Here is a 23699-nt window from a genome sequence, read left to right on the forward strand (position 1 = left end):
TCGAAGCTTGGTCGTGCCGGAAACTCCTGAGCTTCCGATCGGTTGCCCCCGGGGGGCCGGGGCAGGGTCGCGCGGGCGGTCCCCGGCGGGCGGTCCCCGGCGGGCGGTCCCCGGCGAGCGGTCCCCGGCGAGCGATCCCCGGCGAGCGATCCCCGGACGGCCTCGCCTCGGGCCTTGCCCGTCGTCCTCAGGCCTTGCCCGTCGTCCTCAGGCCTTGCCCGTCGTCCTCAGACCTTGGCGGCGCGGATGAGGGCGTCCCGCAGCAGGGCCAGAAGATCGCACCCGGCGTGCAGGAAGCCGTGGACGCCCGCGGCCTTGAGGGGCTCGGCGAGGTCGGTCGGCTTGCCCGCGAGGTAGATCGTGCCGGCGCCGGCTCCTGCGAGCGCCTCGGCGGCGGCGACCGCCTGGGCCTCGTAGATCGCGTCGGACGAGCAGAGGCAGGCGAGGGCGGCGCCGGAGGCCGCGAAGGCCTCGGCCAGCGCCTTCGGGTCGGCGAAGCCGTCGTTTCCCGGCGCCTCGATGCCGCCCGCCGCGAACGCGTTCGCCGCGAAGGCGGCCCGCGCGTTGAAGGCCGGCACCGGCCCGAGATTGGCGAGGAACACGCCCGGGCGCCGGCCGGTGCGGGCCAGATGCGCGTCGGAGGCGTCGCGCAGTTCCTCGAACGGCTCGGCGAGGCGCTGGCTCGGCAGCGCGTCGCTCGCCACCGCGTTGCCGGCGCCGAAGCCGGAGAGCGGCGTCGCGGCGAGCGGCGCCAGGTCGAGGACGGTGACGGGCTTCTCGGCCAGGAAGGGAAACTCGGTGGCGCCCGTGAGGGCTTCGCGCCGGGTCGCGACGTTGCGGGCGCGGGTGGCGCGCATGTCCTCGATGCGCCGCTGCAGCTTGCCGAGACTGAGGCTCGCCACGATGCCGCCCTCGCGCTCGATGACCTGGAAGGCCTCCCAGGCGGCCTGGGTCAGTTCCGCGGTCAGGCTCTCGAAGCCGCCCGCACCCGCGGCCGGGTCCGCCACCTTGGCGAGGCTCGATTCCTCGATCAGCACGATCTGGCTGTTGCGGGCGACGCGCCGCGCGAAGGCGTCGGGCAGGCCGAGGGCCTGGGTGTAGGGCAGGGCGACCACCGAATCGGCGCCCCCGAGGCCGGCCGAGCCCGCCGCCATCGTGGCGCGCAGGATGTTCACGAAGGGATCGCGGCGGGTCATGGTCCGCCACGCGGTCTCGGCATGGAGCCGGAGCGGCTTCGGGTCGAGGCCGCAGGCCGCCTCGACCCGGGCCCAGAGCCGGCGCATGGCGCGGAACTTCGCGATGGTCAGGAACTCGTCGGAATCGGCGACGAGCAGGATGCCGATGGCGTCGCGCGCCCGGGCGAGGTCGTGCCCGCCGGCCTCGAGGGCGCGCAGATACGCGACCGCGGTGGCGAGGACGGCGGCGAGTTCCGCCGCCTCGCTGGCGCCGGCCCCGTGATAGGGCCGCCCGTCCGCCAGAAGGGCCCGGCCCGCGAAGCCGGCGGCGTCGAACTCCGACAGGGTCGCGGAGAGCTTCGGGGTGATCTCGCCCCAGACCGCGCCGAGGCTCCCGGTCGCCGCGAGCGTGCCGACCGGGTCGATGCCGAGGTCGATGTCGAGGTCGGCGAAGCTGTCGCCGCGGCGCTCGACCAGGGCCTTGAGCAGGGCGGCGGCCTCGAGGCCCTGCCCGCCGGCATCGAGGCGCAGGGCGATCAGGGGCAGCATCACGCCCGCGAGGGTCGCGTCGAGCGCCTCGACGGTCCTGGCCGTGAGCCCGTAGCCGCGGGACGCCGGGGCCCCGGCGAAGACCAGGGCGAGGGCGTCCGCGCCGCCCTCGAGGTCGGCCAGCGCGAGGGCGTTGGCGGCGGCGGCCTCCGGATGGTCGACGCGCTGGGCGATGCGCCAGGGGCCGGGGGCGCGCATCGGCTGCGCCACGGGCTCGGCCGCCTCGTAGAGCGGCTCGATCCGGATGCCGTCCGCGGTCCTGGAGACGAGGCGCTTCTCGAAATCGGCGCCCTTCAGGACGCCGTCGACGAGGCCGAGCCAGCGCTCGCGCGTGGCGGGCTCGAAGAGGTCGGCGAGCGGTCTGTCTTCCATCGTGCGGGCCTTCGTTCGGGCAGTCCTCGGGCGATGCCCCGGGAGCGGCCCCGGGCGGCCTGCCCATCTCGGCGGAAGCCCTGGCACGACGCCGCAGGCGAGGCAATCGCCATGAGGGCGGAGAGGCCCGCCCGGGTCCACGGCCGATCCGCCGAGGACGATCAGCCGAAGATGATCAGCCGAAGATGATCAAACCTGCAAAGCCCAGGGACCCGACGATGATGCGCCACCACGCGAACAGCCAGAAGCCGTGGCGGGAGACGTAGTCGAGCACGGTCCGCACCACGATCAGCGCCGAGATGAACGCCACCACGAAGCCGATCACGATCAGGCCGAGATCGTCCGAGGTGAGGTTCTTGTAATTGTCGAGGAGGTCCTTGGCGAAGGCGCCCGCCATGGTGGGCATCGCGAGGTAGAAGGAGAACTCGGTGGCCGAGCGCTTGTCGGCGCCCATCAGCATCGCGCCCACGATGGTCGCCCCCGAGCGCGAGACGCCGGGGATCATGGCGAGGCACTGGAAGATGCCGATCTTGAGGTCCATCGGCAGGGTGAAGTCGTAGACGTCGGTCTTGCGCACCTCGAGCTCGGTGTCGTCGAGGACGAGGAGCACGAGGCCGCCGGCCACGAGCGTCGCGCACACGATCCAGGGGTTGAACAGGTAGGCCTTGATCACCTTCGAGAAGAGGCCGCCGATGATCGCGGCGGGCAGGAAGGCGATCAGGATGCCGAGGACGAAGCGGCGGGCCTTGGGGTCGCTCGGCAGCGCGAAGGCGATGCCGAACAGGCGCCGGAAATAGACCGCCAGGATCGCCAGGATGGCGCCGAGCTGGATCAGGACCTCGAAGGTGTTGTTCGGCGAGTGGAAGCCGATGAAGTGGCCGACGAGGAGCTGGTGGCCCGTGGAGGAGACCGGGATGAACTCGGTGGCGCCCTCGACCACGGCGAGGACGACCGCCTTCGCGATGCTCATCGCATCCATCATGGAGCCTGCCTCGACACGTGGGTGACGCCAACCGGGGCGGCCGGGGGCGCGGAGGGACGACACGGCGCGGATGCGCACGCGGCGGCAGGGTTCGCCGATCACGGTTGACGGGCGGTTACCGACACGCGCCCAGCGTGTTAATGAGGCGGCAACGATCGAGCAATAACTGTAATCCCGCGCTCGGTCCCGCAGGGGGCTCTCGCAAGGCGCGACCCGCCGCTTGATCCTCCCGCCCGCTCACGGCCTCGATGGCGACGCTTCACCACTCACCCTTCTGCCCGCAATCCCGCTTCATCCGCCTCGTGCTCGCCGAGATGGGCATGGAACCGATCCTCGTGGAGGAACGGGCCTGGGAGCGGCGCGACGCGTTCCTGCTGCTCAACCCGGCCGGCGTCACGCCGGTCCTCGTCGAGCAGAGCGGGCTCGCGGTGCCGGGCGCCGGCATCATCGCGGAATATCTCGACGAGACCCGCGGCCTCGGCCTCAGCGGCCGCCGCCTGCTGCCCGACATCACCGCGGACCGGGTCGAGGTGCGCCGCCTCCTCGACTGGTTCCTGGTGAAGTTCGACGCCGAGGTGACGGGCTACCTCGTCACCGAGAAGATCAACAAGCGGTTCATGAATAGTTCCGACGGCGGCGGCCCCCCGGACATGAACGCGATCCGGGCCGCGCGCATCAACGTGCGCTACCATCTCAAATATATCGGCTACCTGATGGCCCGCCGCCGCTGGATCGCGGGCGACCATCTGACCTATGCGGATCTCGCCGCCGCCGCCCATCTCAGCTGCGTGGATTATCTCGGCGACGTGCCCTGGGAGGAGGACGAGATCGCGCGCGACTGGTATGCGCGGGTGAAGTCGCGCCCGTCCTTCCGGGCGCTCCTGGCGGACCGGGTGCCGGGCATGGCGCCGGCCGAGCATTACGCGGATCTGGATTTCTGAAACGCACGATCTACCAAGGGCTTGAGCTGCGCAGCCTGGTCGAGGCCCGGGCGCGCCGCCTCGGCTTCGACGCCCTCCGGGTGACCCGTCCCGAGGCCGTCCCGAGCCTGCCGAACCGCCTCTCGGCCTGGCTCGCGGCGGGCGCGCAGGGCGAGATGGCCTGGATGGGCGAGCGCGCGGACCAGCGCGCCGACCCGAAGACCCTCTGGCCCGAGGTCCGCAGCGTGATCATGCTCGGCATGAATTACGGGCCGGAGGCCAACCCCCTCGCACTCCTCGCCGAACGCCGGCGCGGCGTCATCGCGGCCTACGCCCAGCGCCGCGACTACCACGAGGTCATCAAGGGCAAGCTGAAGGAGCTCGGCGGCTACCTCTCCGCCAAGGGCGACGTGCGCGTGAAGGTGTTCGTCGACACCGCCCCGGTGATGGAGAAGCCGCTCGCCGAGGCGGCCGGCCTCGGCTGGCAGGGCAAGCACACCGTCCTGATCTCCCGCACGCTGGGGAACTGGCTCCTGCTCGGGGCGATCTACACCTCGGCCGACCTCCAGCCCGATCGTCCCGAGGCGGATCATTGCGGCTCCTGCCGCCGCTGCCTCGACATCTGCCCGACGGACGCCTTCCCGGCGCCCTACCAGCTCGATGCGCGCCGCTGCATCTCCTACCTGACGATCGAGCATGCGGGGCCGATTCCGCCGGAGTTCCGGGAGCCGATGGGCAACCGCATCTTCGGCTGCGACGATTGCCTCGCGGTCTGTCCGTGGAACAAGTTCGCCGAGACCGCCCGCGAAGCCCGGCTCGCCGCCCGCGCTGATCTCGCGGCGCCGCCGCTCGCGGACCTCGCCCGCCTCGACGACGAGGGCTTTCGCGCGCGCTTTGCCGGAACGCCGGTCAAGCGCACCGGCCGCGACCGATTCGTGCGCAACGTCATGATCGCGATCGGCAACTCGGCCGATCCCGGCCTCGCGCCGGAGGCGGAGCGCGGCCTCGGCGATGCGAGCCCGACCGTGCGCGCCATGGCGGTCTGGGCCTGCGGCCGCCTTTCGGGGCCTGCGGCCTGCCGGGACCTTTTCAAGCGCTACGGGCTGGGCGAAACGGAAGCGCAGGTGCTGGCCGAGTGGGACGCCGTGCTCGGCGCGGGCCGCACCGGCCGAGCGGAGACAGGACGCCCATGAACCTTTTCGTCTTCGGCCTCGGCTTCACGGCGCGGCGCTTCGTCGAGCGCGAGGCCGGGCGGTTCCAGCGCGTCGCCGGCACGGTGACGGAGCCCGAGAAGGCCCGGGCGCTCGCGGCTGCCTCTCCCCACCCGGTCTACGCCTTCGGGCCGGAGGCGGACGATCCCCGCATCGCCGGCGAGCTCGCGGAGGCGGACGCGCTCCTCGTCTCCGCGCCCCCCGGCCGAGACGGCGACACGGTGCTGGCGCGCTACGACCGGCAGATCCGCGAGAGCCGCATCGGCTGGATCGGCTACCTCTCGACGATCGGGGTCTACGGCGACCAGGGCGGTGCCTGGATCGACGAGCGCACGGAGGCGGTGCCCCGTAGCGAGCGCTCGCGGAGCCGGCTCGCGGTGGAGCGGGCCTGGCTCGATCTCGGCGCCGAGACCGGCAAGGCCGTCCAGGTGTTCCGCCTCTCGGGGATCTACGGGCCCGGCCGCAACCCGTTCGTGAAGCTGCGCGAGGGCAAGGCCCAGCGCATCATCAAGCGGGATCAGGTCTTCAACCGGATCCACGTGGACGACATCGCCGCGACCCTCGCGGCGTCCCTCCACCGGCCGCGCAACGGCGCGATCTACAACGTCACCGACGACGAGCCGGCCCCGCCGCAGGTCGTGACCGAGCACGCGGCGGCCCTCGCGGGGCTGCCCCTGCCGCCGGCGGTGGATTTCGAGACGGCCGACCTCACCCCGATGGCGCGAAGCTTCTACGGCGAGAACAAGCGGGTGCGGAACAGGCTGATCCGCGAGGAACTCGGGGTCGCACTCGCATACCCGACCTACCGCGAGGGTCTGGCGAGCCTCGTCGACGACGGGCGGCTCTGATCAGATGGAGGGCGCCGCCTGGACCGCCGGGCGCGCGAGGCCCGTCGCGGCGAGGAGCCGGAACAGGATGCGGCGGAACAGGGCCGGCCGCTCGACCACGAGCGCCGCCGCGCAGGAGACCGCCTCCGCGCCGAGGAGCGCGAGAAGAAGGGTCGCCACCGTGCCGGCGAGGCCGGGCGCCAGATCGAGATGGGCGCGCAGCGAGAAGACCAGCGTCATGACCGGAACGTGGATGACGTAGAGCGTGTAGGAGAAGGCCGCGGCCCAGGACCAGCGGGCGGCGGCCCGGGCGGCGGGTCCGTCACCGATGGCGAGGCCGAGGAGGCAGAGCGCGACCGGGATGCCGAGCGCCGCCTGGTAGGCGAGGAACCCGGCCCCGTCGCTCATGGCATCGATGAAGCCGGGCCGGACGACGAAGAGCAGGGGCGCGCCGAGCAGGCACAAGGTCGCCGGGCCGAGCCAGGGTGCGCGGGCGAGCGCCCGGAGACGCTCCCGCCCGCCGAAATGGGCCGCCGCGGCGCCGGCCGCGAACAGCGCCAGAGATTGCAGGTAGAAGAACCGGTCGGCCGTCAGGATGACGAGCCCAACGACAGCGCCGCCGGCGAGGACGCGGCGGGCGCCGCGGCCCGCGAATGCGAGGGCCGCCAAGGCCGCGATCGCGTAGAGGTAGACCTCCTGGCGCAGGGACCACAGGGCCCGGTCGATCACGAAGGTGGCGTCCCCCGGCGCGAAGGTGAGGGTGATGCCGCGCAGGAACGCGACCGCGTCGAGCCGGTAGGCATCGCCGGTCTTGGTCAGCAGCGGAAGCCCGTTCTGTCCGAGCCAGCCGACCGCGAAGGTGACCAGGATCGCGAGGACCAGGGGAGGCCAGATCCGGGCGATGCGATGCACCGCGTAGGGAACGCCGAAGCGGCTGCCGTCGCTCGCGACGAGGCGGCTGAGGCTGGTGGCGATGACGAAGCCCGACAGGGAGAAGAACACCATCACGGCGAGGCGCCCGAACCACTCGGCCGCCGCGGCCCCCGGGCTGTGGACGGGGAAGAAGGCCATGCCGAGGCCGTGGCTCACCAGCACGACCTGCGCCGCGAGGGCCCGCGCCCCATCGAGGGCCTCGTACCGATAGCCACGCATCGCGCCACCTCCGCGGGGGCGTAACCTCGCCCAGCCTGCCCCCGTGGCGATGCCCGGCGAATGCGGCGGCAGCGCGGCCTTGGCAGCCATCGCGCTTCGGACGGCGTGCCGCGGTGGCTCGGGGCCGCGCGTGCGCGGCGCGCGCGCGCAATCGTGCTCAGGCGCGTGGCCGGCGATCAGGACCCCGGCCGACGGCACTTTCCTCGATGCCGTCTCGTTGAGTTTGTGAGTGTCGAGGGCAAATCACGGATGAGCCACCGCAAGCAGCCCGCACTCCGGGGCTTGTCGGCTCATGATCCATCGCCGCTCCTGGTTTCTGGTCGCCGCCTATCTGTGCGTCGCGGCCGCCCTCGTGCTGATCGTCTCCACCCTGATCTGGTTCTGAGCGCGGACAGCGAGCGGCCAGATCCTGCCCATCGCCGCTCGACCCCGCGCCCGCTCGGGACCCATCGACGCGGGCCGGACCGATTCCGCATTCGGCGGGCTCGATTCAGTCCTCCCGGGAGGCGCGGATGGAAGTCGGATTGGTCTGGCTCGGCATCGTCGCGGTGATCTCGCCCGCCGCGCGCGGCGGGCTACAGCGGCGGCTCAGGCGGCGTGCCGGTTGGCGGCGGGCCCGAAATGTCCGGCATAGCGCGCCGCGATCGCGGTGATCGGCAGGACCACGAAGACGTCCGTCGTCCCGAACTGGCGGTCGATCACGGCCCCGTCCCCGAACGTTGCCCCGACCCGCAGGTAGCCCTTGATCAAGGGCGGCAGGGCCTGGAGGGCTGCCTTCGGGTCGACCGCTTCGGCGGACAGCCGGTCCATCCGCACGTAGCGCTCCGGCAGCGCACGGGCGCGCCAGGCCTCGGGTGCCCGGGCGTGATGGTGCAGGAAGCTCAGCGGGAGCGCGAGGCGGTCCGGGTCGGTGCCCTCGAGGCTGGCGCAGCCGAGCAGCGCGTCGATCCGGTGGTGCAGCACGTAGGCGTAGATGCCGTGCCAGAGGAGTTCCACCGTGCGCTTCGTCCGGTAGGGCTTCAGCACGCAGGAACGGCCGAGTTCGAGCAGGCGCTTGCCCGGGTTGGCCGCGAGCACGGGCGCGATGTCGTACTCGCCCGCCGTGTAGAACCCGAAATGCCGGTCCGCGGTGTCCTGGCGCAGGAGCCGGTAAGTGCCGACCACCTTCGGGCGGGGCTTCCGGAAGGGCTTGGCCTCGGTGGCGGCGTGATCGATGACGAGGAGGTGGTCGCAGACCGCGTCGTAATCATCGACGTCGCGACGCGAGAACATCGCCATCCCGGTCGGGATCGCCGACATCTCCTCGTAGAACACCCGGAAGCGCAGGCGCTGCGCCCGGCGGATCTCGGATTTCTTGGTGGCGAGCCGGACCTCGAGGCTGCCGATGCGGCCGAGGCTCGGGTCGAGGCCGGGCGTCCCCAGGGGGGCCTTGAAGCGCTCGCCGAAGCGGATCGGGGTGGCGCCGGGCGGGATCAGGCTGCGGCCGCCGAAACCGGGCAGCCCGGCCTCGGCGCTGCGCTGCTTCAGGCGGCTGATCGGGCCGTTGATGCCCTTCTCCCAGCCGCTCAGCCACGCCGCGGAAGCGCCTCGCGCGAAGTTCGCGACCATGGTTCTCGCCTGCCCCTGGGACGACGGAGCGCATTCCCACGGAATGGCCGGCCCCGCGCCTCGGAGTGGGACAACACCACGAAGCGCGCACGCTTTTATGACACGGGATCTGCCGACGCATCAGCGACTTGCGCGAGGCGCGAGGGATTCTCGCCGTCCCTCGCAGAATCGTAGCCGTCGAAGGGATCGCCGCGCCCTGGCCGCGACGGCGCGCCACCCTCCGACGCGGTCCGGCGTACGAACCGGTGATGGCGGGGTGGCGCGTGAGGGTCTGCGCCCTCAGACGAACTGGTTCAGGCCCGGGATCGCGCCGACGATCGGACCCATCACGTCCTCGCCGGCCTTCTCCCGGCCGTAGGCGAAGAGTTCCTGGCCGAGGGGCTGCATCTGGCCCATCGGCACGCCGGCCGACATCAGCTTCTGGCCGAGCGCCATCACGCCCCCGCCCATCATGCCGCCGAGCATGCCCATCAGGCCACCGCCGGCCTCGCCCTCGTTGGATTGCGCGATCAGGGACTCGGAGCCCGGCATCGCCGCCAGGAGCTGGCTCACCTCGGTGGCGGGCCCTTCCTTCTGGAGGAAGGCGAGGATGTGGCCGATCGCGGTCTGCGCCGTGGCGGCGTCGAGGCCGGTCCGGTTGGTGACGCGGGCAATCAATTCTTCCATCGTGGCGGGCTCCTGGGATGAGGCCCCGTCCTTCGGGCCTGGGCCGAACGAAATCAAGCTTTGGCGGGACGGCATCTGGAAAATAGGGCGCCCGGGCTGCATAACCTCGGGCACAGGCGGCGGGGTTCGAACCAGATGGCGGATGACGGCACGATTCTCATCGGCAAGAGCGGCGCCAAGCCGGAGCAGCTGACCCTGCGGCTCGCCAACCGCCACGGCCTCGTGGCGGGGGCGACGGGCACCGGCAAGACCGTGACCCTCCAGGTGATGGCCGAGGGCTTCTCGAATGCCGGCGTCCCGGTCTTCGCCGCGGACATCAAGGGCGACCTCTCGGGGCTCGCGGCGGCCGGCGAGGCGAAGCCCGTCTTCGTGAAGCGGGCCGAGGAGCTCGGCCTGACCTACGAACCCGACCGCTTCCCGACCGTGTTCTGGGACCTGTTCGGAGATCAGGGCCATCCGATCCGCTGCACCGTCACCGAAATGGGGCCGCTGCTGCTCGCGCGCCTGCTCGAGCTCAACGACACGCAGGAGGGCGTCCTCAACATCGCGTTCCGGGTGGCGGACGAGAACCAGTGGCCGGTCATCGACCTGAAGGACCTGCGCGCGCTGCTCGGCTTCCTGTCGGAGAACCTGAAGGAGATCTCGGGCAAGTACGGCAACGTCTCGGCCGCGAGCGTCGGGGCGATCCAGCGCCAGCTCCTGATGCTGGAGAACCAGGGGGCCGACAAGTTCTTCGGCGAGCCGGCCCTGAACCTCTCCGACTTCATGCGGACGGACCGGGACGGGCGCGGCATCGTCAACGTGCTCGCCGCCGACAAGCTGATGCAGAAGCCGCGGCTCTACGCCTCGTTCCTGCTGTGGATGCTCTCCGAGCTGTTCGAGGAACTGCCGGAGGTCGGCGATCTCGAGAAGCCGAAGCTGGTGTTCTTCTTCGACGAGGCGCACCTCCTGTTCAACGACGCCCCGAAGGCCCTGCTCGACGCGGTCGAGCAGGTGGTGCGGCTGATCCGCTCGAAGGGCGTCGGCGTCTACTTCGTGTCGCAGAACCCCCTCGACGTGCCCGAGACCGTCCTCGGGCAGCTCGGCAACCGGGTGCAGCACGCCCTCCGCGCCTTCACCCCCCGCGACCAGCGGGCGGTGCGGGCCGCCGCCGAGACCTTCCGGCAGAATCCGGGCTTCGACGTCGCCAAGGCCATCACCGAGCTCGCGGTCGGCGAGGCGCTGGTGAGCTTCCTCGAGGCCAAGGGCACGCCCTCCGTGGTCGAGCGCGCCCTGATCGCGCCGCCCCAGGGCCGCGTCGGGCCGCTGACGCCGGCCGAGCGGGCCGAGATCATCGCCCGGAGTCCGTTGCGGGGGAAGTACGACGAGGCCGTCGACAACGAGAGCGCCTACGAGATGCTCGCCAAGCGCAAGGGCCTCGATTCGGCGCCCGCGGAGGCCGCGCAGGCATCGGAGGGCGGGCTCGGCGGCCTGCTCGGCAACCTCGGCGGCCTGCTGGGCGGAGTGCTCGGCTCGAAGCCCGCCGCGAAGGGCGGGCGCAAGCCGCCCCAGAGCCTCGCCGAGCAGGTCGTGGCGAACGCCGCCCGCTCGATGGCCCGCTCGGTCGGGACCCAGGTCGGCAACGCAATCCTGCGCAACGTGCTCGGCGGGCTGATGAAGCGCTGAGGCGCCGGCCCGCCCGCATTGACAAATCGGTCGCCCTCGGCCTATCCACCGGCCACCACGCGCGGCTTCCTCGCAGAAGTCCGCGCGTTTCGCGTTTCGCCGCAGGCCTCCCTGCCGGTCGGGACGAACTGATAAAAAGCCGGCCCAGGGGTTAGCCCCGGAGGCCGATCGGAACACGAGAGAGAACGATGTTCGCAGTCATCAAGACCGGCGGCAAGCAGTACCGCGTCGCCGCCAACGACACCATCACGATCGCCAGCCTCGAGGGCGAGGCCGGCTCGGCCGTCACCTTCGGCGAGGTCCTGCTGTTCACGGACGGCGATGCGACCCAGGTCGGCGCGCCGCTCCTGTCCGGCTTCAGCGTCACGGGCGAGATCGTCGGCCATGGCCGCGACAAGAAGGTGATCGCCTTCAAGAAGCGCCGCCGGCAGAACTCGCGCCGCAAGCGCGGCCACCGCCAGCACCACACGGTCGTGCGCATCACCGGCATCGACGCCGGCGCGAAGAGCGCGAAGGGCTGAGCCTCTCGCCGCTCGCCCCGCCCCCATTCGAATTCGGAGCAGATTCCATGGCACACAAGAAAGCAGGCGGCTCATCCCGCAACGGCCGCGATTCGGCCGGTCAGCGCCTCGGCGTGAAGAAGTTCGGCTCGGAGGCCGTCATCGCCGGCAACATCATCGTGCGTCAGCGCGGCACCAAATGGCACCCCGGCGTCAATGTCGGCATGGGCAAGGATCACACCCTGTTCGCCCTCACGGACGGACGCGTGCGCTTCGAGATCAAGCGCGGCCGCGCCTTCGTGGCGGTGGTGCCGCAGCAGGAAGCGGCCGAGTAGACGGCGGATAAGCTCGACGGACGAAGGAGCTTCCCGCCGGTGTCCCACACCGAACCGGCGGATCGAAGCTCCTTCGCGGCCCTGACATCGGGGCCCGGGTGCATACGGAACGCGGGGGAGGATGGGATGCCATCTTCCCCTTTCTTCGTCCGAAGGTCCGAGGCGGCCCTGCCGCCCGGTGATCGGAGCCGAGAATGTTCCCCGACCTGACGCGCGACGACGTCTTCCGTCTCGAGACCCGGCGGCTGTGGCTGCGCTGGCCCTGCGCCGCGGATGCGGCCGCCATCGTGGCCCTCGCCGGCGACCGGGCCGTCTCGGAGATGACCGCACGGATCCCGCATCCCCTCGACCGCACCACCGTCGACGGCTTCATCGTCAAGGCGCGGTGGAGCAACACAGAGGGCCGCTCGCTGGTGATGGGCATCGCCCCGCGGGGCAAGCCGCAGAGCCTGATCGGCATCGTCGGGATCGAGCCGGACCCGGGCGAGGCCGGCCCGCATCTCGGCTACTGGCTCGGCACGCCCCACTGGGGCAACGGCCTCGTCACCGAAGCGGTCGCGGCCATGGTCGAGGCCTACTTCGCCTACACGCCGGGCCGGGTCCTGACCTCGGCCGCCCGGATCGAGAACGCGGCCTCGCGGCGCGTCCTGCAGAAGTGCGGCTTCGCCCATACGGGCGCGGCGCTGGCGCCGTTCCCGGCCCGGGGCGGCGACCTGCCGGTCGACCGCTTCCGCCTCGACCGGCGGGCATGGGAGCGCCGTCACGAGAGGCAGGGCCCGGATCTCGTCGCGGTGCATGCCTGACCGGGGCGAGCGCGGGCGCACAACGCGCGGTCCTGGCAATCGTTTGCGCCCGGGCCCACCTTCTTCCGAGCGTCCGCGCGTCCCCGCGCGGGCGCCGCAATCAGAACGAGCAGAACCGTGAAATTCCTCGACGAAGCCAAGGTCTACGTCCGCTCCGGCGACGGGGGCGCCGGCTGCGTGTCCTTCCGCCGTGAGAAGTTCATCGAGTTCGGCGGGCCGAACGGCGGCGATGGCGGCCGCGGCGGCGACGTCTGGATCGAGTGCGTCGAGGGGCTGAACACCCTGATCGACTATCGCTACCAGCAGCATTTCAAGGCCCGGAAGGGCGAGCACGGCATGGGCTCGAACCGCCACGGCGCCAAGGGCGCCGACGTGGTGCTGAAGGTCCCGGCGGGCACGCAGATCATCGCCGAGGACGGCGAGACGCTGATCGCGGACCTGACCGAGGTCGGCCAGCGCATCCGCCTCGCCAAGGGCGGCAACGGCGGCTTCGGCAACGCCTACTTCACCACCTCGACGAACCGCGCCCCGAAGCACGCCAATCCCGGCCTCGAGGGCACCGAGCAGTGGATCTGGCTGCGCCTCAAGCTGATCGCCGATGCGGGCCTCGTCGGATTGCCGAACGCCGGCAAGTCGACCTTCCTGGCCACGGTCACGGCGGCCAAGCCCAAGATCGCGGATTATCCCTTCACCACCCTGCATCCCGGCCTCGGCGTGGTGCGGGCCGACGAGCGCGAGTTCGTCCTCGCCGACATCCCGGGCCTGATCGAGGGCGCCCACGAGGGCGTCGGCCTCGGCGACAAGTTCCTGGCCCATGTCGAGCGCTGCCGGGTGCTGCTGCATCTCGTCGAGGGGACGACCGAGCATGCCGGCAAGGCCTACAAGCTGGTGCGCGGCGAGATCGAGGCCTACGGCCACGCCCTCGCGGGCAAGCCCGAGATCGTTGCCCTCTCGAAGGCCGACGCCCTCGACCCGGACACCCTGAAGGAACAGGTGGCGCGCCTGAAGCGGGCCTCGAAGCGCAAGCCCCTGATCCTGTCCTCGGCCTCGGGGCAGGGGGTGCAGGACGCCCTGCGCGCCGTCATGGCCGAGATGGATGCGGTGAGCGCCGCGGCGGCGGAGCAGGCCGCGCCGGCGGAGGCGTGGCAGCCCTGAACCGACCCGCACGCCCCTGCACCGTCCCCGGCACGGCGGATCGGACCCATGCGGTCCCGCTCCTGTTCAAGGGCGGCGACTTGGTGCACACGAACACGCAGCCCGCACACGCCATCCCGCCCGCGACCACCCGATGACCCCGACCCTCGAAGAATTCCGCCGCGTCGTCATCAAGGTCGGCTCGGCCCTGCTGGTCGACCGCGCCCGCGGGCGCCTGCGCCACGCCTGGCTCGCCGCGCTCGCGGAGGACATCGCGGACCTGCAGGCCCGGGGCGTCGACGTGCTGGTGGTCTCCTCCGGCAGCATCGCGCTGGGGCGCACCGTCCTGGGCTTCCCCCCGGGCGCGCTTCGCCTGGAGGAGAGCCAGGCCGCGGCCTCGGTCGGGCAGATCGCGCTCGCCCGCCACTGGGCCGAGGCGCTCGGCCATCACGGGATCGTGGCGGGCCAGATCCTGGTGACGCCGCAGGACACGGAGGAGCGCCGCCGCTACCTCAACGCCCGCGCCACCACCCTGAAGCTCCTGGAGGTCCGGGCCGTCCCGGTCGTCAACGAGAACGACACGGTCGCGACGAGCGAGATCCGCTACGGCGACAACGACCGGCTCGCCGCGCGCGTCGCCACCATGATCGGCGCCGACGTGCTGGTGCTGTTCTCCGACATCGACGGCCTCTACACCGCGCCGCCGCTCTCCGACCCGGAGGCCCGCCACCTGCCCGTCGTCGAGCGCATCACCCCCGAGATCGAGGCGATGGCCGGCGGCCCGGCCTCCGATCTGTCCCGCGGCGGCATGCGCACCAAGGTCGAGGCGGCCAAGATCGCGACAGGCGGCGGCACCCACCTGATCATCGCGGACGGGCGCGAGAAGAACCCGCTGCGCTCGATCCTCCAGGGTGGGCGCTGCACCTGGTTCCTGTCGGGCTCGACGCCGACGGCCGCGCGCAAGACCTGGATCGCCGGCTCCCTCGAGCCGCGCGGCAGCCTCGTCATCGACGAGGGCGCGGCCCGCGCCCTCCAGGGCGGCGCGAGCCTCCTGCCCGTCGGCGTCCGGGCGATCGAGGGCAGCTTCGGGCGCGGTGACGCGGTGCAGATCCGCGACCTGCACGGGCGCACCCTCGGCCGCGGCCTCGTCGCCTATGACAGCGCGGAGGCGGCCCTCATCATCGGACGCCCGAGCAGCCATATCGCGGATCTGCTGACCCACCCCGGCCGCTCGGAAATGGTGCACCGCGATGACATGGCGATGTTCGCAGAGTAGGTCAGCAAGACCGAAAACCGGGTTGTTTCCCCCCGTTTCGCCATGCAAAGACAGGCGGATCGTACAGGCGGCCACCACGACGACCGAGCCGCAGGGATCGTGACAGTGCCCGCTCTGAACCTGAAATCCGACTTCGCGGATGCCGATGACCTCGGCAGCCAGATGAACGCGATCGGCCGGCGCGCCCGCGCCGCGGCCCGCCAGATGGCCCTCGCCTCGGCGCAGACCAAGGATGTCGCCCTCCGGGCCATCGCGGACCGCATCCGCGCGAGCCGCGACGAGATCCTGCGGGAGAATGCCCGCGACGTCGCGGCGGCGAAATCCGCCGGGCAGACCAGCGCGCTGATCGACCGCCTCACCCTCGACGCGGCGCGCCTTGCCGGCATCGCCGACGCGGTCGAGAAGATCGGGGCACTCGCCGATCCGGTCGGGCGCCAGCTCGCCGCCTTCGAGCGGCCGAACGGCCTCCTGATCGAGCGCATCGCCGTGCCCCTCGGCGTGATCGGGGTCATCTTCGAGAGCCGCCCCAACGTCACCGCCGACGCGGGCGCGCTCTGCCTGAAGGCCGGCAACGCCGCCATCCTGCGCGCGGGCTCGGACAGCCATCGCAGCGCGATGGCGATCGCCAAGGCCATGGGCGAGGGGCTGGCCGAGGCCGGGCTCCCCGCCGACGCCGTCCAGATCGTGCCGACGCGGGACCGCGCGGCGGTGGGCGCCATGCTGAGCGGCCTCGACGGCTGCATCGACGTGATCGTGCCCCGCGGCGGGCGCGGCCTCGTGGAGCGCGTCCAGGCCGAGGCACGGGTCCCGGTCTTCGCCCATCTCGACGGCGTCTGCCACGTCTACGTCGCCGCCGGCGCCGACCTCGACATGGCCCGCACCCTGCTGATCAACAGCAAGTTGCGCCGCACGGGGGTCTGCGGGGCGGCCGAGACGCTCCTCGTCGACAGCGCCTGCGCCGGAACGCACCTGAAGCCCCTCGTCGCCGCGTTGCTGGAGGCGGGCTGCGCCGTGCGCGGCGACGATGCCGTGCAGGGCGCCGATCCCCGCGTCACCCCCGCCACCGAGCAGGATTGGCGCACGGAATATCTCGACGCCATCATCTCGGCCCGCGTGGTCGCCGGGCTCGACGCGGCGATCGCCCATATCGAGGCGAACGGCTCGCACCACACCGACGCGATCGTCACCGAGGATGCCGCCGAGGCCGCCCGCTTCCTGGCGGAGGTGGATTCCGCGATCGTCACCCACAACGCCTCGACCCAGTTCGCCGATGGCGGCGAGTTCGGCTTCGGCGCCGAGATCGGGATCGCGACGGGCCGGATGCACGCCCGCGGCCCGGTCGGGGTCGAGCAGCTGACGACCTTCAAGTACCGGGTCCACGGCAGCGGCCAGACCCGTCCTTGAGCGCCCCCGCGGGCCCTGCCGCGATGGTCTGATCCGATGGTCTTCACGGGCCTGCCGCCGGCGGCGCCGGGGCAGCGGATCGGGCTCTATGGCGGTTCGTTCAATCCGGCCCATCTCGGCCACCGCCACGTCAGCCTCACGGCCCTGCGGCGGCTCGCCCTCGACAAGGTCTGGTGGCTCGTGACGCCGGGCAACCCGCTGAAGGACCGGGGTGCCCTGGCGCCGCTCGCCGAGCGCGCGGCCGAGGCCGCGCGGGTCGCGGCCGATCCGCGAATCGCCGTGACGACGATCGAGGCCGCGCTGCAGCTGCGCTACACCCGCGAGACCCTGCGCCACCTCCGGGCACGGCGGCCGGACCTGCGCTTCGTCTGGATCATGGGCGCCGACAGCCTCGCGACCTTCCATCGCTGGCGGGGCTTCCGGGAGATCGCCGCCTTGATGCCGATCGCGGTGGTCGACCGGCCGGGCTTCACCCTGCGGGCGTTGCAGGGGCCGGGCGCGCAGGCGATGGGGCGGGCCCGGATCCCGGAGCGTGATTCGGCCGCGCTCGCCGGCATGCGGGCGCCGGCCTGGGTCTTCCTCCACGGTCCGCGCTCGCCGCTCTCCTCGACGGAGCTCCGGCAGACGGGTCCCTCTCCGCGCCCCCGGGGATGCGGGGATGGGTAGGACGCGGATATTGAAAATGAGCGTGGAACAATCCACTCTCTGATGAGCGCGGCGCGCGCGCCGGACTTTCATTGTCATTCGAGGGACCAGGACGCTGTCCGAGACGATTCAAACGGGAACCGATGGTTCCGACGACGCCGCCCTCGACAGGGTTGATGATCTGAAAGCGCTTGCGCTCGGCTGCCTCGACGAGATGAAGGCCGAGGAAACCATCGAGATCGATCTGGTGGGCAAGACGTCCATTGCCGACACGATGATCGTCACCTCGGGCCGCTCGCAGCGCCACGTGGGCGCCATCGCCGACAAGATCATCCAGGACATGAAGGCCAAGGGCTTCGGCACCGCGCGTGTCGAGGGCCTGCCCGCCTGCGACTGGGTGCTGATCGATGCCGGCGACGTGCTCGTGCATATCTTCCGTCCCGAGGTCCGCGGCTTCTACAATCTCGAGAAGATGTGGGGCGCCGACCGTCCGGTCGGCCGTCTGGCCGGCTGACACCGGGCCGTTGCGCCTTCTCGTCGCCGCCGTCGGACGCCTGAAGCAGGGGCCCGAGCGGGACCTCGCGGCGCGCTACCGCGAGCGCGCGGTGGCCCTCGGCCGCAGCCTCGGCTTCACCGCCTGCGAGGCCGTCGAGATGCCGGAGAGCCGCGCCCGTCGCGCCCCCGACCGCTGCGCTGAGGAAGCCGCCGCGCTCCTGGCCCACCTTCCCGCCAACGGCGTCCTCGTGGCCTACGACGAGCGCGGCCGCTCCGACCTCGCCAGCGAGCGCATCGCCGAGCGCGTCGGCGGCTGGCGCGACGGCGGACGCCCCGCCCTCGTGACCGTGATCGGCGGCGCGGACGGGCTCGACGAGACGGTGCGGGCGCGCGCCGACCTGACCCTCTCCTTCGGGGCTGCGACACTTCCCCACGGGCTGGTCCGGGTCCTTGCCTTCGAACAGCTCTATCGATCGCTCACGATTCTGGCCGGCCACCCCTATCACCGCGGTGGCCCGGACGGCGTTTAACCGGCATAGGGGCAGGATGAGGCTGCGCGCGCGGGAGGGTCTGGGCATCGGGGTCGGCTTGGCCGGTCTGCTCGCCTGCGTGGCGCTCGCCCGCGCCGAGCCGGCCGCGGCCCTGAAGCCCGATCAGGACAAGATCCAGCGCGCCCTCGAGGAGCGCGACCGCCGCACCGAGAACCTGAAGCGCATCGAGGACGCGCTCAAGGCGAGCGGCAGCGCCCGGGCCCAGTACGAGGCCGAGATCGCCGCCATCGGCGGCGACCGGACGAAGTTGAACGCGGCGCTGATCGATGCCGGCCGCCAGTCCCAGGCCACCGAGGACCGGATGAGCCGCCTGGAGGAACGCCTGCGGACCATGGGCGCGAGCGAGGCCGCGATCCGGCGCTCCCTCGAGGCGCGCCGCGGCGTCATCGCGGAGATCCTGGCGGCGCTCCAGCGCATGGGGCGGCGCCCGCCGCCGGCGGTGCTGGTTCAGCCCGAGGACGTGCTCGCGGTGATCCGCACCTCGATGATGCTCGGCGCCGTGGTGCCGGAGCTGCGCGGCGAGGCCGAGACCCTGGCGAGCGACCTCGCCGAGCTCGTGCGCCTGCGCGGCCTGATCGCGGCCGACAAGCAGGGCCTGCAGAACGACCTCGCCGGCTGGGCCAGGGAGCAGCAGCGCCTCAACGCCCTCGTCACCGCCCGGCGCGCGCGCCTCGCCGAGGTCGAGAGCGGGCTCAACGCCGAGCGCGCCCGCGCGGCCGAGCTCGGGGTGCAGGCCAGGAGCCTGAAGGACCTCGTCGACCGGATGGAGGGGGAGGTCAGCGCCGCCCGCCGCGCCGTCGAGGCGGCCCGCGAGGCCGAGCAGCGCGAGGCGCGGGCGACGCAGGAGCGCTTCGCCGCCGCGGGCTTCCGGGATCCGGCCCGGCTGAGCCCGAAGGTGAAGTTCGTCGAGGCCCGGGGCGAGCTGCCGAAGCCGGTGAGCGGGCGCCTCCTGCGCGGCTTCAACGTGCCGGACGGCAATGGCGGGATGACGCGCGGCATTTCGCTCGCCACGCGACCGAGGGCCGTCGTGTCATCACCGGCGGACGGATGGGTCTCCTTCGCCGGCCCGTTCCGCTCCTTCGGCCGACTCTTGATCATCAATGCGGGCGATGGCTACTATCTCTTGTTGGCAGGGATGGATCAGATCAACGTCGAGGTCGGCCAGTTCGTGCTCGCGGGTGAGCCGGTGGCCGGCATGGGCGAGGGCGGGACGAATCCGACCGCGACGGCGAGTTCGGCTCCGACTGACGGTGACCGCGGTGATCCGGTCCTGTACGTCGAGTTCAAGAAAGACGGCGGCTCCATCGACCCGGAGCCTTGGTGGGCGAAGGGCCCCAGCGAGAAGGTTCGCGGATAATGCGCAAGATGTCCCTCCTGATGCTCGGCGCGTTTCTGGGCGCCGGCACGTCGATGCTGGCGACGCAGACCCAGTTCCTGTCCGGACCGAGCGCGGTGGCGGCCTCCGCCGAGACCTATCGGCAGCTCAGCCTCTTCGGCGACGTCTTCGAGAAGGTGCGCACCGACTACGTCGAGAAGCCCGACGAGTCGAAGCTGATCGAGGCGGCCGTCAACGGCATGCTCACCTCCCTCGATCCGCATTCGAGCTACATGGACGCCAAGGCGTTCCGCGACATGCAGACCACCACCCGCGGTGAGTTCGGCGGCCTCGGCATCGAGGTCACGATGGAGGACGGCCTGATCAAGGTCGTGACCCCGATCGACGACACCCCCGCCTCCAAGGCCGGCCTGCTGGCGAACGACGTGATCACGCAGATCGACGAGGATCAGGTCCAGGGCCTCACCCTGAACCAGGCCGTCGACAAGATGCGCGGCCCGGTCAACTCGCCGGTGAAGCTCAAGATCTCCCGCAAGGAAGCCAAGGACCCGATCGAGGTCACGCTCACCCGCGACGTGATCAAGATCAAGCCGGTGCGCTCGCGCGCCGAGGGCGGCGACGTCGGCTACATCCGCCTGACCCAGTTCAACGAGCAGACCTTCGACGGCCTGCGCAGCGCCGTCGACAAGCTCTCGACCGATATCGGCCAGGACAAGCTCAAGGGCTACGTCATCGACCTGCGCAACAACCCGGGCGGCCTCCTCGACCAGGCCGTGATGGTCTCCGACGCCTTCCTCGACCGCGGCGAGATCGTCTCGACCCGCGGCCGCAACCCGGACGAGACGCAGCGCTTCTCGGCGAAGTCCGGCGATCTGACCAAGGGCAAGCCCGTGGTCGTGCTCGTCAACGGCGGCTCGGCCTCCGCCTCGGAGATCGTCGCCGGCGCCCTGCAGGACCACAAGCGCGCGACGATCCTCGGCACGCGCTCCTTCGGCAAAGGCTCGGTGCAGTCGATCATTCCCCTCGGGGGCAGCGGTGCCCTGCGCCTGACCACGGCGCGCTACTACACGCCGTCGGGCCGCTCGATCCAGGCCAAGGGCATCGAGCCCGACGTCGAGGTGCTGCAGGACGTGCCCGACGAGCTCAAGGGCAAGGACGAGACCAAGGGCGAGGCCGGCCTCAAGGGCCACCTGAAGCAGAAGGACACCGAGGAGCGCGGCGGGTCCTCCGCCTACGTCCCGCCGGATCCGGCCAAGGACAAGCAGCTGACCGCGGCCTTCGACTTCCTGCGCGGCATCCAGAAGGGCGCGGCCAACGCCCAGAAGCCCAGCATGCCGAACTGATCGGCCGGCCGCTCGGCACCGCCAGCCTGCGAGCCCCCGCCCGGACCGACCGGGCGGGGGCTTCGTCGTTCCTGGTCCCCGGTGCCGCGTTGACGGAACGTTAACCATGACGGCCCGCAATGGCGGCGGGGGACCGCGTCCTGCGAAGGCCGGGTTGACGGCTGTCCCCGCGCCCCGAGGATGCGGTGAGCCTGCCCTCCGACGATATCCTGACCCGGCCCCTCGGGGTCGCAGCGCCGATCGTGGCGGGCTTCAAGGGCCGGCTCGCGCGCCTGCGCGGCGCCCTCGGCCCACGCCACCTCGCGATCGGCGCGGGCGGGATCGCGCTCCTCCTTGCCGCCCTCCTGGTCCTTCTCGGCGATCCGCATGGCGGCGACCCCCGGGTCACCGTCGCCATCACGATGCGCCCGAGCGCGCCGGCCGAAGCCAAGGCCGCCCCGGCCGAGCTCGCCCGCGTCGCCGAGGCCGACCCACCGCCGGTCCCGACGCACCGCAGCGCCGAGGAGGTCGAGAGCGCCTCCGGCGTCGTGGTGGTGCGGCCCTCCGGCACCGCCGCGCCGAGCGAGGCCGTGGTGATCCGCGTGCCGACCTCCCCGGTGAAGCTCGCCCCCGCCCCCGATCCGCGCCTCATCGAGCGCGGCCGCCACGGCGCCCTGCCGAAGATGGGGGAGGGGCGCCTGCGCCCCCTCGACGTCTACGCGCGGCCCGAGGAGCCCGGCGCCGGCCCCCGCGTCGCGATCCTGCTCACCGGGCTCGGCATCGGCCAATCCGCCACCGCCGCCGCCATCGCGAAGCTGCCCCCCTCCGTCAGCCTCGCCTTCGCGCCCTATGGCGGCGAGGTCGAGCGCAGCGCCGCGCGCGCGCGCGAGTTCGGCCACGAGATCCTGCTCCAGGCGCCGATGGAGCCCTTCGACTACCCCGACAGCGATCCCGGGCCCCAGACGCTGCTCACCTCCCTGCGCCCGGCCGAGAACGGCGACCGCCTCGCCTGGGTGATGAGCCGCTTCCCGGGCTATGTCGGCCTCGTCAACCTCATGGGCGCCAGGCTCCTGGCCGACGCGGGCGCCCTCGAGCCCGCCCTGAAGGAGGTGGCGGCGCGCGGCCTCGGCTTCGTCGACGACGGCACCGGGCCCCGCGGGCTGCCGCCCGGCCTCGCGGGCAAGCTGAAGCTGCCGAGCGCGCGCGCCGAGATCGTCCTCGACGCCGTGCCGCGGGCGGACGCGATCGACCGCGAGCTCGCCCGGCTCGAGGCGCAGGCCCGCGCCTCCAAGGGAATCGTCCTCGCCTCGGCCTCGTCCCTGCCGCTGACGGTCGAGCGAATCGCCCGCTGGGCGCGCGATCTCGAGGCCCGCGGGCTGCGCCTCGTGCCCGTCAGCGCGATCCTGCGCCCCGCCGGCGGCGGAACGCGGCTCTCCAAGGCCGATTAAGCCGATCCCCGGAGGTCCGGCGCGCTTTCCTCCATTGCGGCGACGAGAGCGGCTGCCCTATGGTCCCGCCGATGACGCGCGCGCACGAGTTCGATGCCGGCCGGGATCCCGCCGGGCTGCCCTATCGCCCCTGTGTCGGGATCACCCTCATCAATCGTTCGGGCCGCGTCTTCATCGGCCGCCGTCGCAAGGAGGGCGGGCCCGAGCACGTGTCCGGCGACTTCTCCTGGCAGATGCCGCAGGGCGGCATCGATCCGGGGGAGGACCCTCGGGCGGCCGCGATGCGCGAGCTCTACGAGGAGACGAACGTCCCGGACGGCGCGATCCGCTTCCTCGACGAGTTGCCGGACTGGCTGCCCTACGACCTGCCGCCGGACGTGATGAAGCAGGCCTGGAAGGGCCGCTACCGCGGCCAGACCCAGAAGTGGTTCGCCTTCGGCTTCCTCGGCCAGGATGCGGAGATCGACGTCGTCCGCCCCGGCGGCGGCCAGCATCCGTCCGAGTTCGAGACGTGGCGCTGGGAGGCCTTCGAGGCCATCCCGGGGCTGATCATCCCGTTCAAGCGGCCGGTCTACGACGCCGTGGTGTCGGCCTTCTCGCGGCATGCCCGATGGCACGCGGGGGCGTGAGCACGCCGCCGGCGGCCTGAGGTCCGGCCATGCGCTGGTGGTCGGTCCCGATCCTCATTGCCCTCGGGTGGTTGACCTTCACCCTGACGCCGTTCTGGGCGCTGTACGAACTCGCCCGGGCGGTGGAGGCGCGCGACGTCGACTATGTGGACCGCCACGTCAACTTCCGGACCCTGCGCCTCTCGCTCGTGCGCCAGACCACCGCCGCAGCCCGGTCCACGATCGCGGAGGATGCGGGGCTCGAGCCGCGCGAGCGCCAGCGCCTGAACGAGGCCGCGGTCGCCGTGGCGCTCGCGCTTGCCGAGACGATGGTGACCCCGAAGACCGTGGTCGACCTCCTCGACGACGGCTGGCCCGAGACCCTCGACATGCCGAAGCCCGCCACCGCCTCGCGCGAGACCGGCCTGCACATCGAGGGGCTCGGCCGTCTCCTGTCGCTCTACGCGCATTCCGAGATGCGCGGCTTCCGCACCGTGGTCATCGCGGTGCCGCCTTCGGCGCCCCGCGCCCGGCAGTTGCGGATCCGCCTGCGCCTGCGCGGCTGGACCTGGCGCCTCGTCGACATCGAGGTGACCGAGGAGCTGCGCGAGCAGATGGCGCAGAAGCTCTCGCGGGCCCTGTCAAAGCTGCGCACGGGCGACCGGGCGCGGTGAGCGGGCCGATGCGGCGGCGGCCTCGATCCGGTGGCCTGCGT

At 72.0% G+C, this 23699-nt stretch carries 23 protein-coding genes; 18 read left to right on the plus strand and 5 right to left on the minus strand.

Annotated features, from left to right (window positions below; all coding sequences use genetic code 11):
* Positions 1-227: 227 nt before the first annotated feature.
* Complete coding sequence (locus F6X51_RS00900) at positions 228-2096, minus strand: methylmalonyl-CoA mutase family protein (RefSeq protein WP_150961060.1); 1869 nt, start codon at positions 2094-2096, stop codon at positions 228-230.
* A 175-nt stretch (positions 2097-2271) separates the two neighbouring features.
* The gene (locus tag F6X51_RS00905; RefSeq protein WP_150961446.1) at positions 2272-3075 is read right to left on the minus strand and encodes an undecaprenyl-diphosphate phosphatase; all 804 of its coding nucleotides are present in this window, start codon (positions 3073-3075) and stop codon (positions 2272-2274) included.
* Positions 3076-3326: 251 nt separating this feature from the next.
* Between F6X51_RS00905 and F6X51_RS00910 the strand changes: the two genes are divergently transcribed.
* Genes F6X51_RS00910 through F6X51_RS00920 form a run of 3 tightly spaced genes read left to right on the plus strand, consistent with a single transcriptional unit; the run spans position 3327 to position 6057 of the window.
* Positions 3327-4019, plus strand: coding sequence for a glutathione S-transferase family protein (locus F6X51_RS00910; protein ID WP_150961062.1), 693 nt, complete (start codon positions 3327-3329; stop codon positions 4017-4019).
* Between the two features lie 26 nt (positions 4020-4045).
* Positions 4046-5191, plus strand: coding sequence for a tRNA epoxyqueuosine(34) reductase QueG (queG, locus tag F6X51_RS00915; RefSeq protein ID WP_281407613.1), 1146 nt, complete (start codon positions 4046-4048; stop codon positions 5189-5191).
* A complete protein-coding gene (locus F6X51_RS00920) occupies positions 5188-6057 on the plus strand; it encodes an SDR family oxidoreductase (protein WP_150961066.1) in 870 nt (289 codons plus the stop codon). Before queG ends, F6X51_RS00920 begins: the two co-directional genes overlap by 4 nt.
* Here the strand turns inward: F6X51_RS00920 and F6X51_RS00925 are convergent, their stop codons facing one another.
* The 3 genes from F6X51_RS00925 to F6X51_RS00935 form a co-directional block, all read right to left on the minus strand.
* Positions 6058-7188, minus strand: a complete 1131-nt coding sequence (locus F6X51_RS00925; protein ID WP_191969973.1) for an acyltransferase family protein — start codon at positions 7186-7188, stop codon at positions 6058-6060.
* Positions 7189-7776: 588 nt separating this feature from the next.
* On the minus strand, positions 7777-8796 hold the full coding sequence (locus tag F6X51_RS00930) for a GNAT family N-acetyltransferase (protein WP_150961070.1): 1020 nt from the start codon (positions 8794-8796) through the stop codon (positions 7777-7779).
* A gap of 279 nt (positions 8797-9075) precedes the next feature.
* Complete coding sequence (locus tag F6X51_RS00935; protein WP_191969974.1) at positions 9076-9462, minus strand: DUF2267 domain-containing protein; 387 nt, start codon at positions 9460-9462, stop codon at positions 9076-9078.
* A gap of 135 nt (positions 9463-9597) precedes the next feature.
* On the opposite strand from F6X51_RS00935, the gene F6X51_RS00940 reads away from it, so the two are divergent.
* The 15 genes from F6X51_RS00940 to F6X51_RS01010 all read left to right on the plus strand — a co-directional run bounded on the left by F6X51_RS00940 (position 9598) and on the right by F6X51_RS01010 (position 23658).
* Positions 9598-11127, plus strand: a complete 1530-nt coding sequence (locus F6X51_RS00940) for a helicase HerA-like domain-containing protein (protein ID WP_150961074.1) — start codon at positions 9598-9600, stop codon at positions 11125-11127.
* A gap of 188 nt (positions 11128-11315) precedes the next feature.
* On the plus strand, positions 11316-11648 hold the full coding sequence (gene rplU, locus F6X51_RS00945; protein WP_150961076.1) for a 50S ribosomal protein L21: 333 nt from the start codon (positions 11316-11318) through the stop codon (positions 11646-11648).
* A gap of 47 nt (positions 11649-11695) precedes the next feature.
* Positions 11696-11962, plus strand: a complete 267-nt coding sequence (rpmA, locus tag F6X51_RS00950; RefSeq protein ID WP_150961078.1) for a 50S ribosomal protein L27 — start codon at positions 11696-11698, stop codon at positions 11960-11962.
* Between the two features lie 194 nt (positions 11963-12156).
* Entirely contained in the window at positions 12157-12765 is a 609-nt protein-coding gene (locus F6X51_RS00955) for a GNAT family N-acetyltransferase (protein ID WP_150961080.1), read from the plus strand.
* 117 nt (positions 12766-12882) lie between these two features.
* The gene (gene obgE / locus F6X51_RS00960) at positions 12883-13920 is read left to right on the plus strand and encodes a GTPase ObgE (protein ID WP_150961082.1); all 1038 of its coding nucleotides are present in this window, start codon (positions 12883-12885) and stop codon (positions 13918-13920) included.
* 133 nt (positions 13921-14053) lie between these two features.
* Positions 14054-15175, plus strand: a complete 1122-nt coding sequence (gene proB, locus F6X51_RS00965) for a glutamate 5-kinase (protein WP_150961084.1) — start codon at positions 14054-14056, stop codon at positions 15173-15175.
* A gap of 105 nt (positions 15176-15280) precedes the next feature.
* Positions 15281-16579, plus strand: a complete 1299-nt coding sequence (locus F6X51_RS00970; protein WP_150961448.1) for a glutamate-5-semialdehyde dehydrogenase — start codon at positions 15281-15283, stop codon at positions 16577-16579.
* A 36-nt stretch (positions 16580-16615) separates the two neighbouring features.
* Entirely contained in the window at positions 16616-17245 is a 630-nt protein-coding gene (locus tag F6X51_RS00975) for a nicotinate-nucleotide adenylyltransferase (RefSeq protein WP_150961086.1), read from the plus strand.
* A gap of 94 nt (positions 17246-17339) precedes the next feature.
* Positions 17340-17738, plus strand: coding sequence for a ribosome silencing factor (rsfS, locus tag F6X51_RS00980; protein WP_407658405.1), 399 nt, complete (start codon positions 17340-17342; stop codon positions 17736-17738).
* 10 nt (positions 17739-17748) lie between these two features.
* Positions 17749-18249: a 23S rRNA (pseudouridine(1915)-N(3))-methyltransferase RlmH gene (gene rlmH / locus F6X51_RS00985; protein ID WP_150961090.1), complete on the plus strand. Its 501-nt coding sequence runs from the start codon at positions 17749-17751 to the stop codon at positions 18247-18249.
* Positions 18250-18265: 16 nt separating this feature from the next.
* Entirely contained in the window at positions 18266-19627 is a 1362-nt protein-coding gene (locus F6X51_RS00990) for a murein hydrolase activator EnvC family protein (protein WP_150961092.1), read from the plus strand.
* A complete protein-coding gene (locus tag F6X51_RS00995; protein WP_150961094.1) occupies positions 19627-20949 on the plus strand; it encodes a S41 family peptidase in 1323 nt (440 codons plus the stop codon). Before F6X51_RS00990 ends, F6X51_RS00995 begins: the two co-directional genes overlap by 1 nt.
* A gap of 185 nt (positions 20950-21134) precedes the next feature.
* Positions 21135-22376, plus strand: a complete 1242-nt coding sequence (locus tag F6X51_RS01000; RefSeq protein WP_150961096.1) for a divergent polysaccharide deacetylase family protein — start codon at positions 21135-21137, stop codon at positions 22374-22376.
* 71 nt (positions 22377-22447) lie between these two features.
* A complete protein-coding gene (locus tag F6X51_RS01005) occupies positions 22448-23005 on the plus strand; it encodes an RNA pyrophosphohydrolase (protein WP_150961098.1) in 558 nt (185 codons plus the stop codon).
* Between the two features lie 29 nt (positions 23006-23034).
* Entirely contained in the window at positions 23035-23658 is a 624-nt protein-coding gene (locus F6X51_RS01010; RefSeq protein WP_150961101.1) for a DUF2939 domain-containing protein, read from the plus strand.
* Positions 23659-23699: the final 41 nt, after the last annotated feature.

Origin of the sequence: Methylobacterium planeticum (genome assembly GCF_008806345.1) — a bacterium.
GTDB lineage: Bacteria > Pseudomonadota > Alphaproteobacteria > Rhizobiales > Beijerinckiaceae > Methylobacterium > Methylobacterium planeticum.

Coding starts and splice junctions, on each gene's coding strand:
- rpmA (WP_150961078.1), top strand. CDS start 11,696: ATGGCACACAAGAAAGCAGGCGGCTCATCCCGCAACGGCCGCGATTCG.
- F6X51_RS00975 (WP_150961086.1), top strand. CDS start 16,616: ATGGTCTTCACGGGCCTGCCGCCGGCGGCGCCGGGGCAGCGGATCGGG.
- F6X51_RS00900 (WP_150961060.1), bottom strand. CDS start 2,096: ATGGAAGACAGACCGCTCGCCGACCTCTTCGAGCCCGCCACGCGCGAG.
- F6X51_RS00995 (WP_150961094.1), top strand. CDS start 19,627: ATGCGCAAGATGTCCCTCCTGATGCTCGGCGCGTTTCTGGGCGCCGGC.
- F6X51_RS00910 (WP_150961062.1), top strand. CDS start 3,327: ATGGCGACGCTTCACCACTCACCCTTCTGCCCGCAATCCCGCTTCATC.
- F6X51_RS00990 (WP_150961092.1), top strand. CDS start 18,266: ATGAGGCTGCGCGCGCGGGAGGGTCTGGGCATCGGGGTCGGCTTGGCC.
- F6X51_RS00930 (WP_150961070.1), bottom strand. CDS start 8,796: ATGGTCGCGAACTTCGCGCGAGGCGCTTCCGCGGCGTGGCTGAGCGGC.
- proB (WP_150961084.1), top strand. CDS start 14,054: ATGACCCCGACCCTCGAAGAATTCCGCCGCGTCGTCATCAAGGTCGGC.
- F6X51_RS00955 (WP_150961080.1), top strand. CDS start 12,157: ATGTTCCCCGACCTGACGCGCGACGACGTCTTCCGTCTCGAGACCCGG.
- F6X51_RS00920 (WP_150961066.1), top strand. CDS start 5,188: ATGAACCTTTTCGTCTTCGGCCTCGGCTTCACGGCGCGGCGCTTCGTC.
- F6X51_RS00925 (WP_191969973.1), bottom strand. CDS start 7,188: ATGCGTGGCTATCGGTACGAGGCCCTCGATGGGGCGCGGGCCCTCGCG.
- rplU (WP_150961076.1), top strand. CDS start 11,316: ATGTTCGCAGTCATCAAGACCGGCGGCAAGCAGTACCGCGTCGCCGCC.
- F6X51_RS01010 (WP_150961101.1), top strand. CDS start 23,035: ATGCGCTGGTGGTCGGTCCCGATCCTCATTGCCCTCGGGTGGTTGACC.
- F6X51_RS00935 (WP_191969974.1), bottom strand. CDS start 9,462: ATGGAAGAATTGATTGCCCGCGTCACCAACCGGACCGGCCTCGACGCC.
- F6X51_RS00905 (WP_150961446.1), bottom strand. CDS start 3,075: ATGGATGCGATGAGCATCGCGAAGGCGGTCGTCCTCGCCGTGGTCGAG.
- F6X51_RS00940 (WP_150961074.1), top strand. CDS start 9,598: ATGGCGGATGACGGCACGATTCTCATCGGCAAGAGCGGCGCCAAGCCG.
- F6X51_RS01005 (WP_150961098.1), top strand. CDS start 22,448: ATGACGCGCGCGCACGAGTTCGATGCCGGCCGGGATCCCGCCGGGCTG.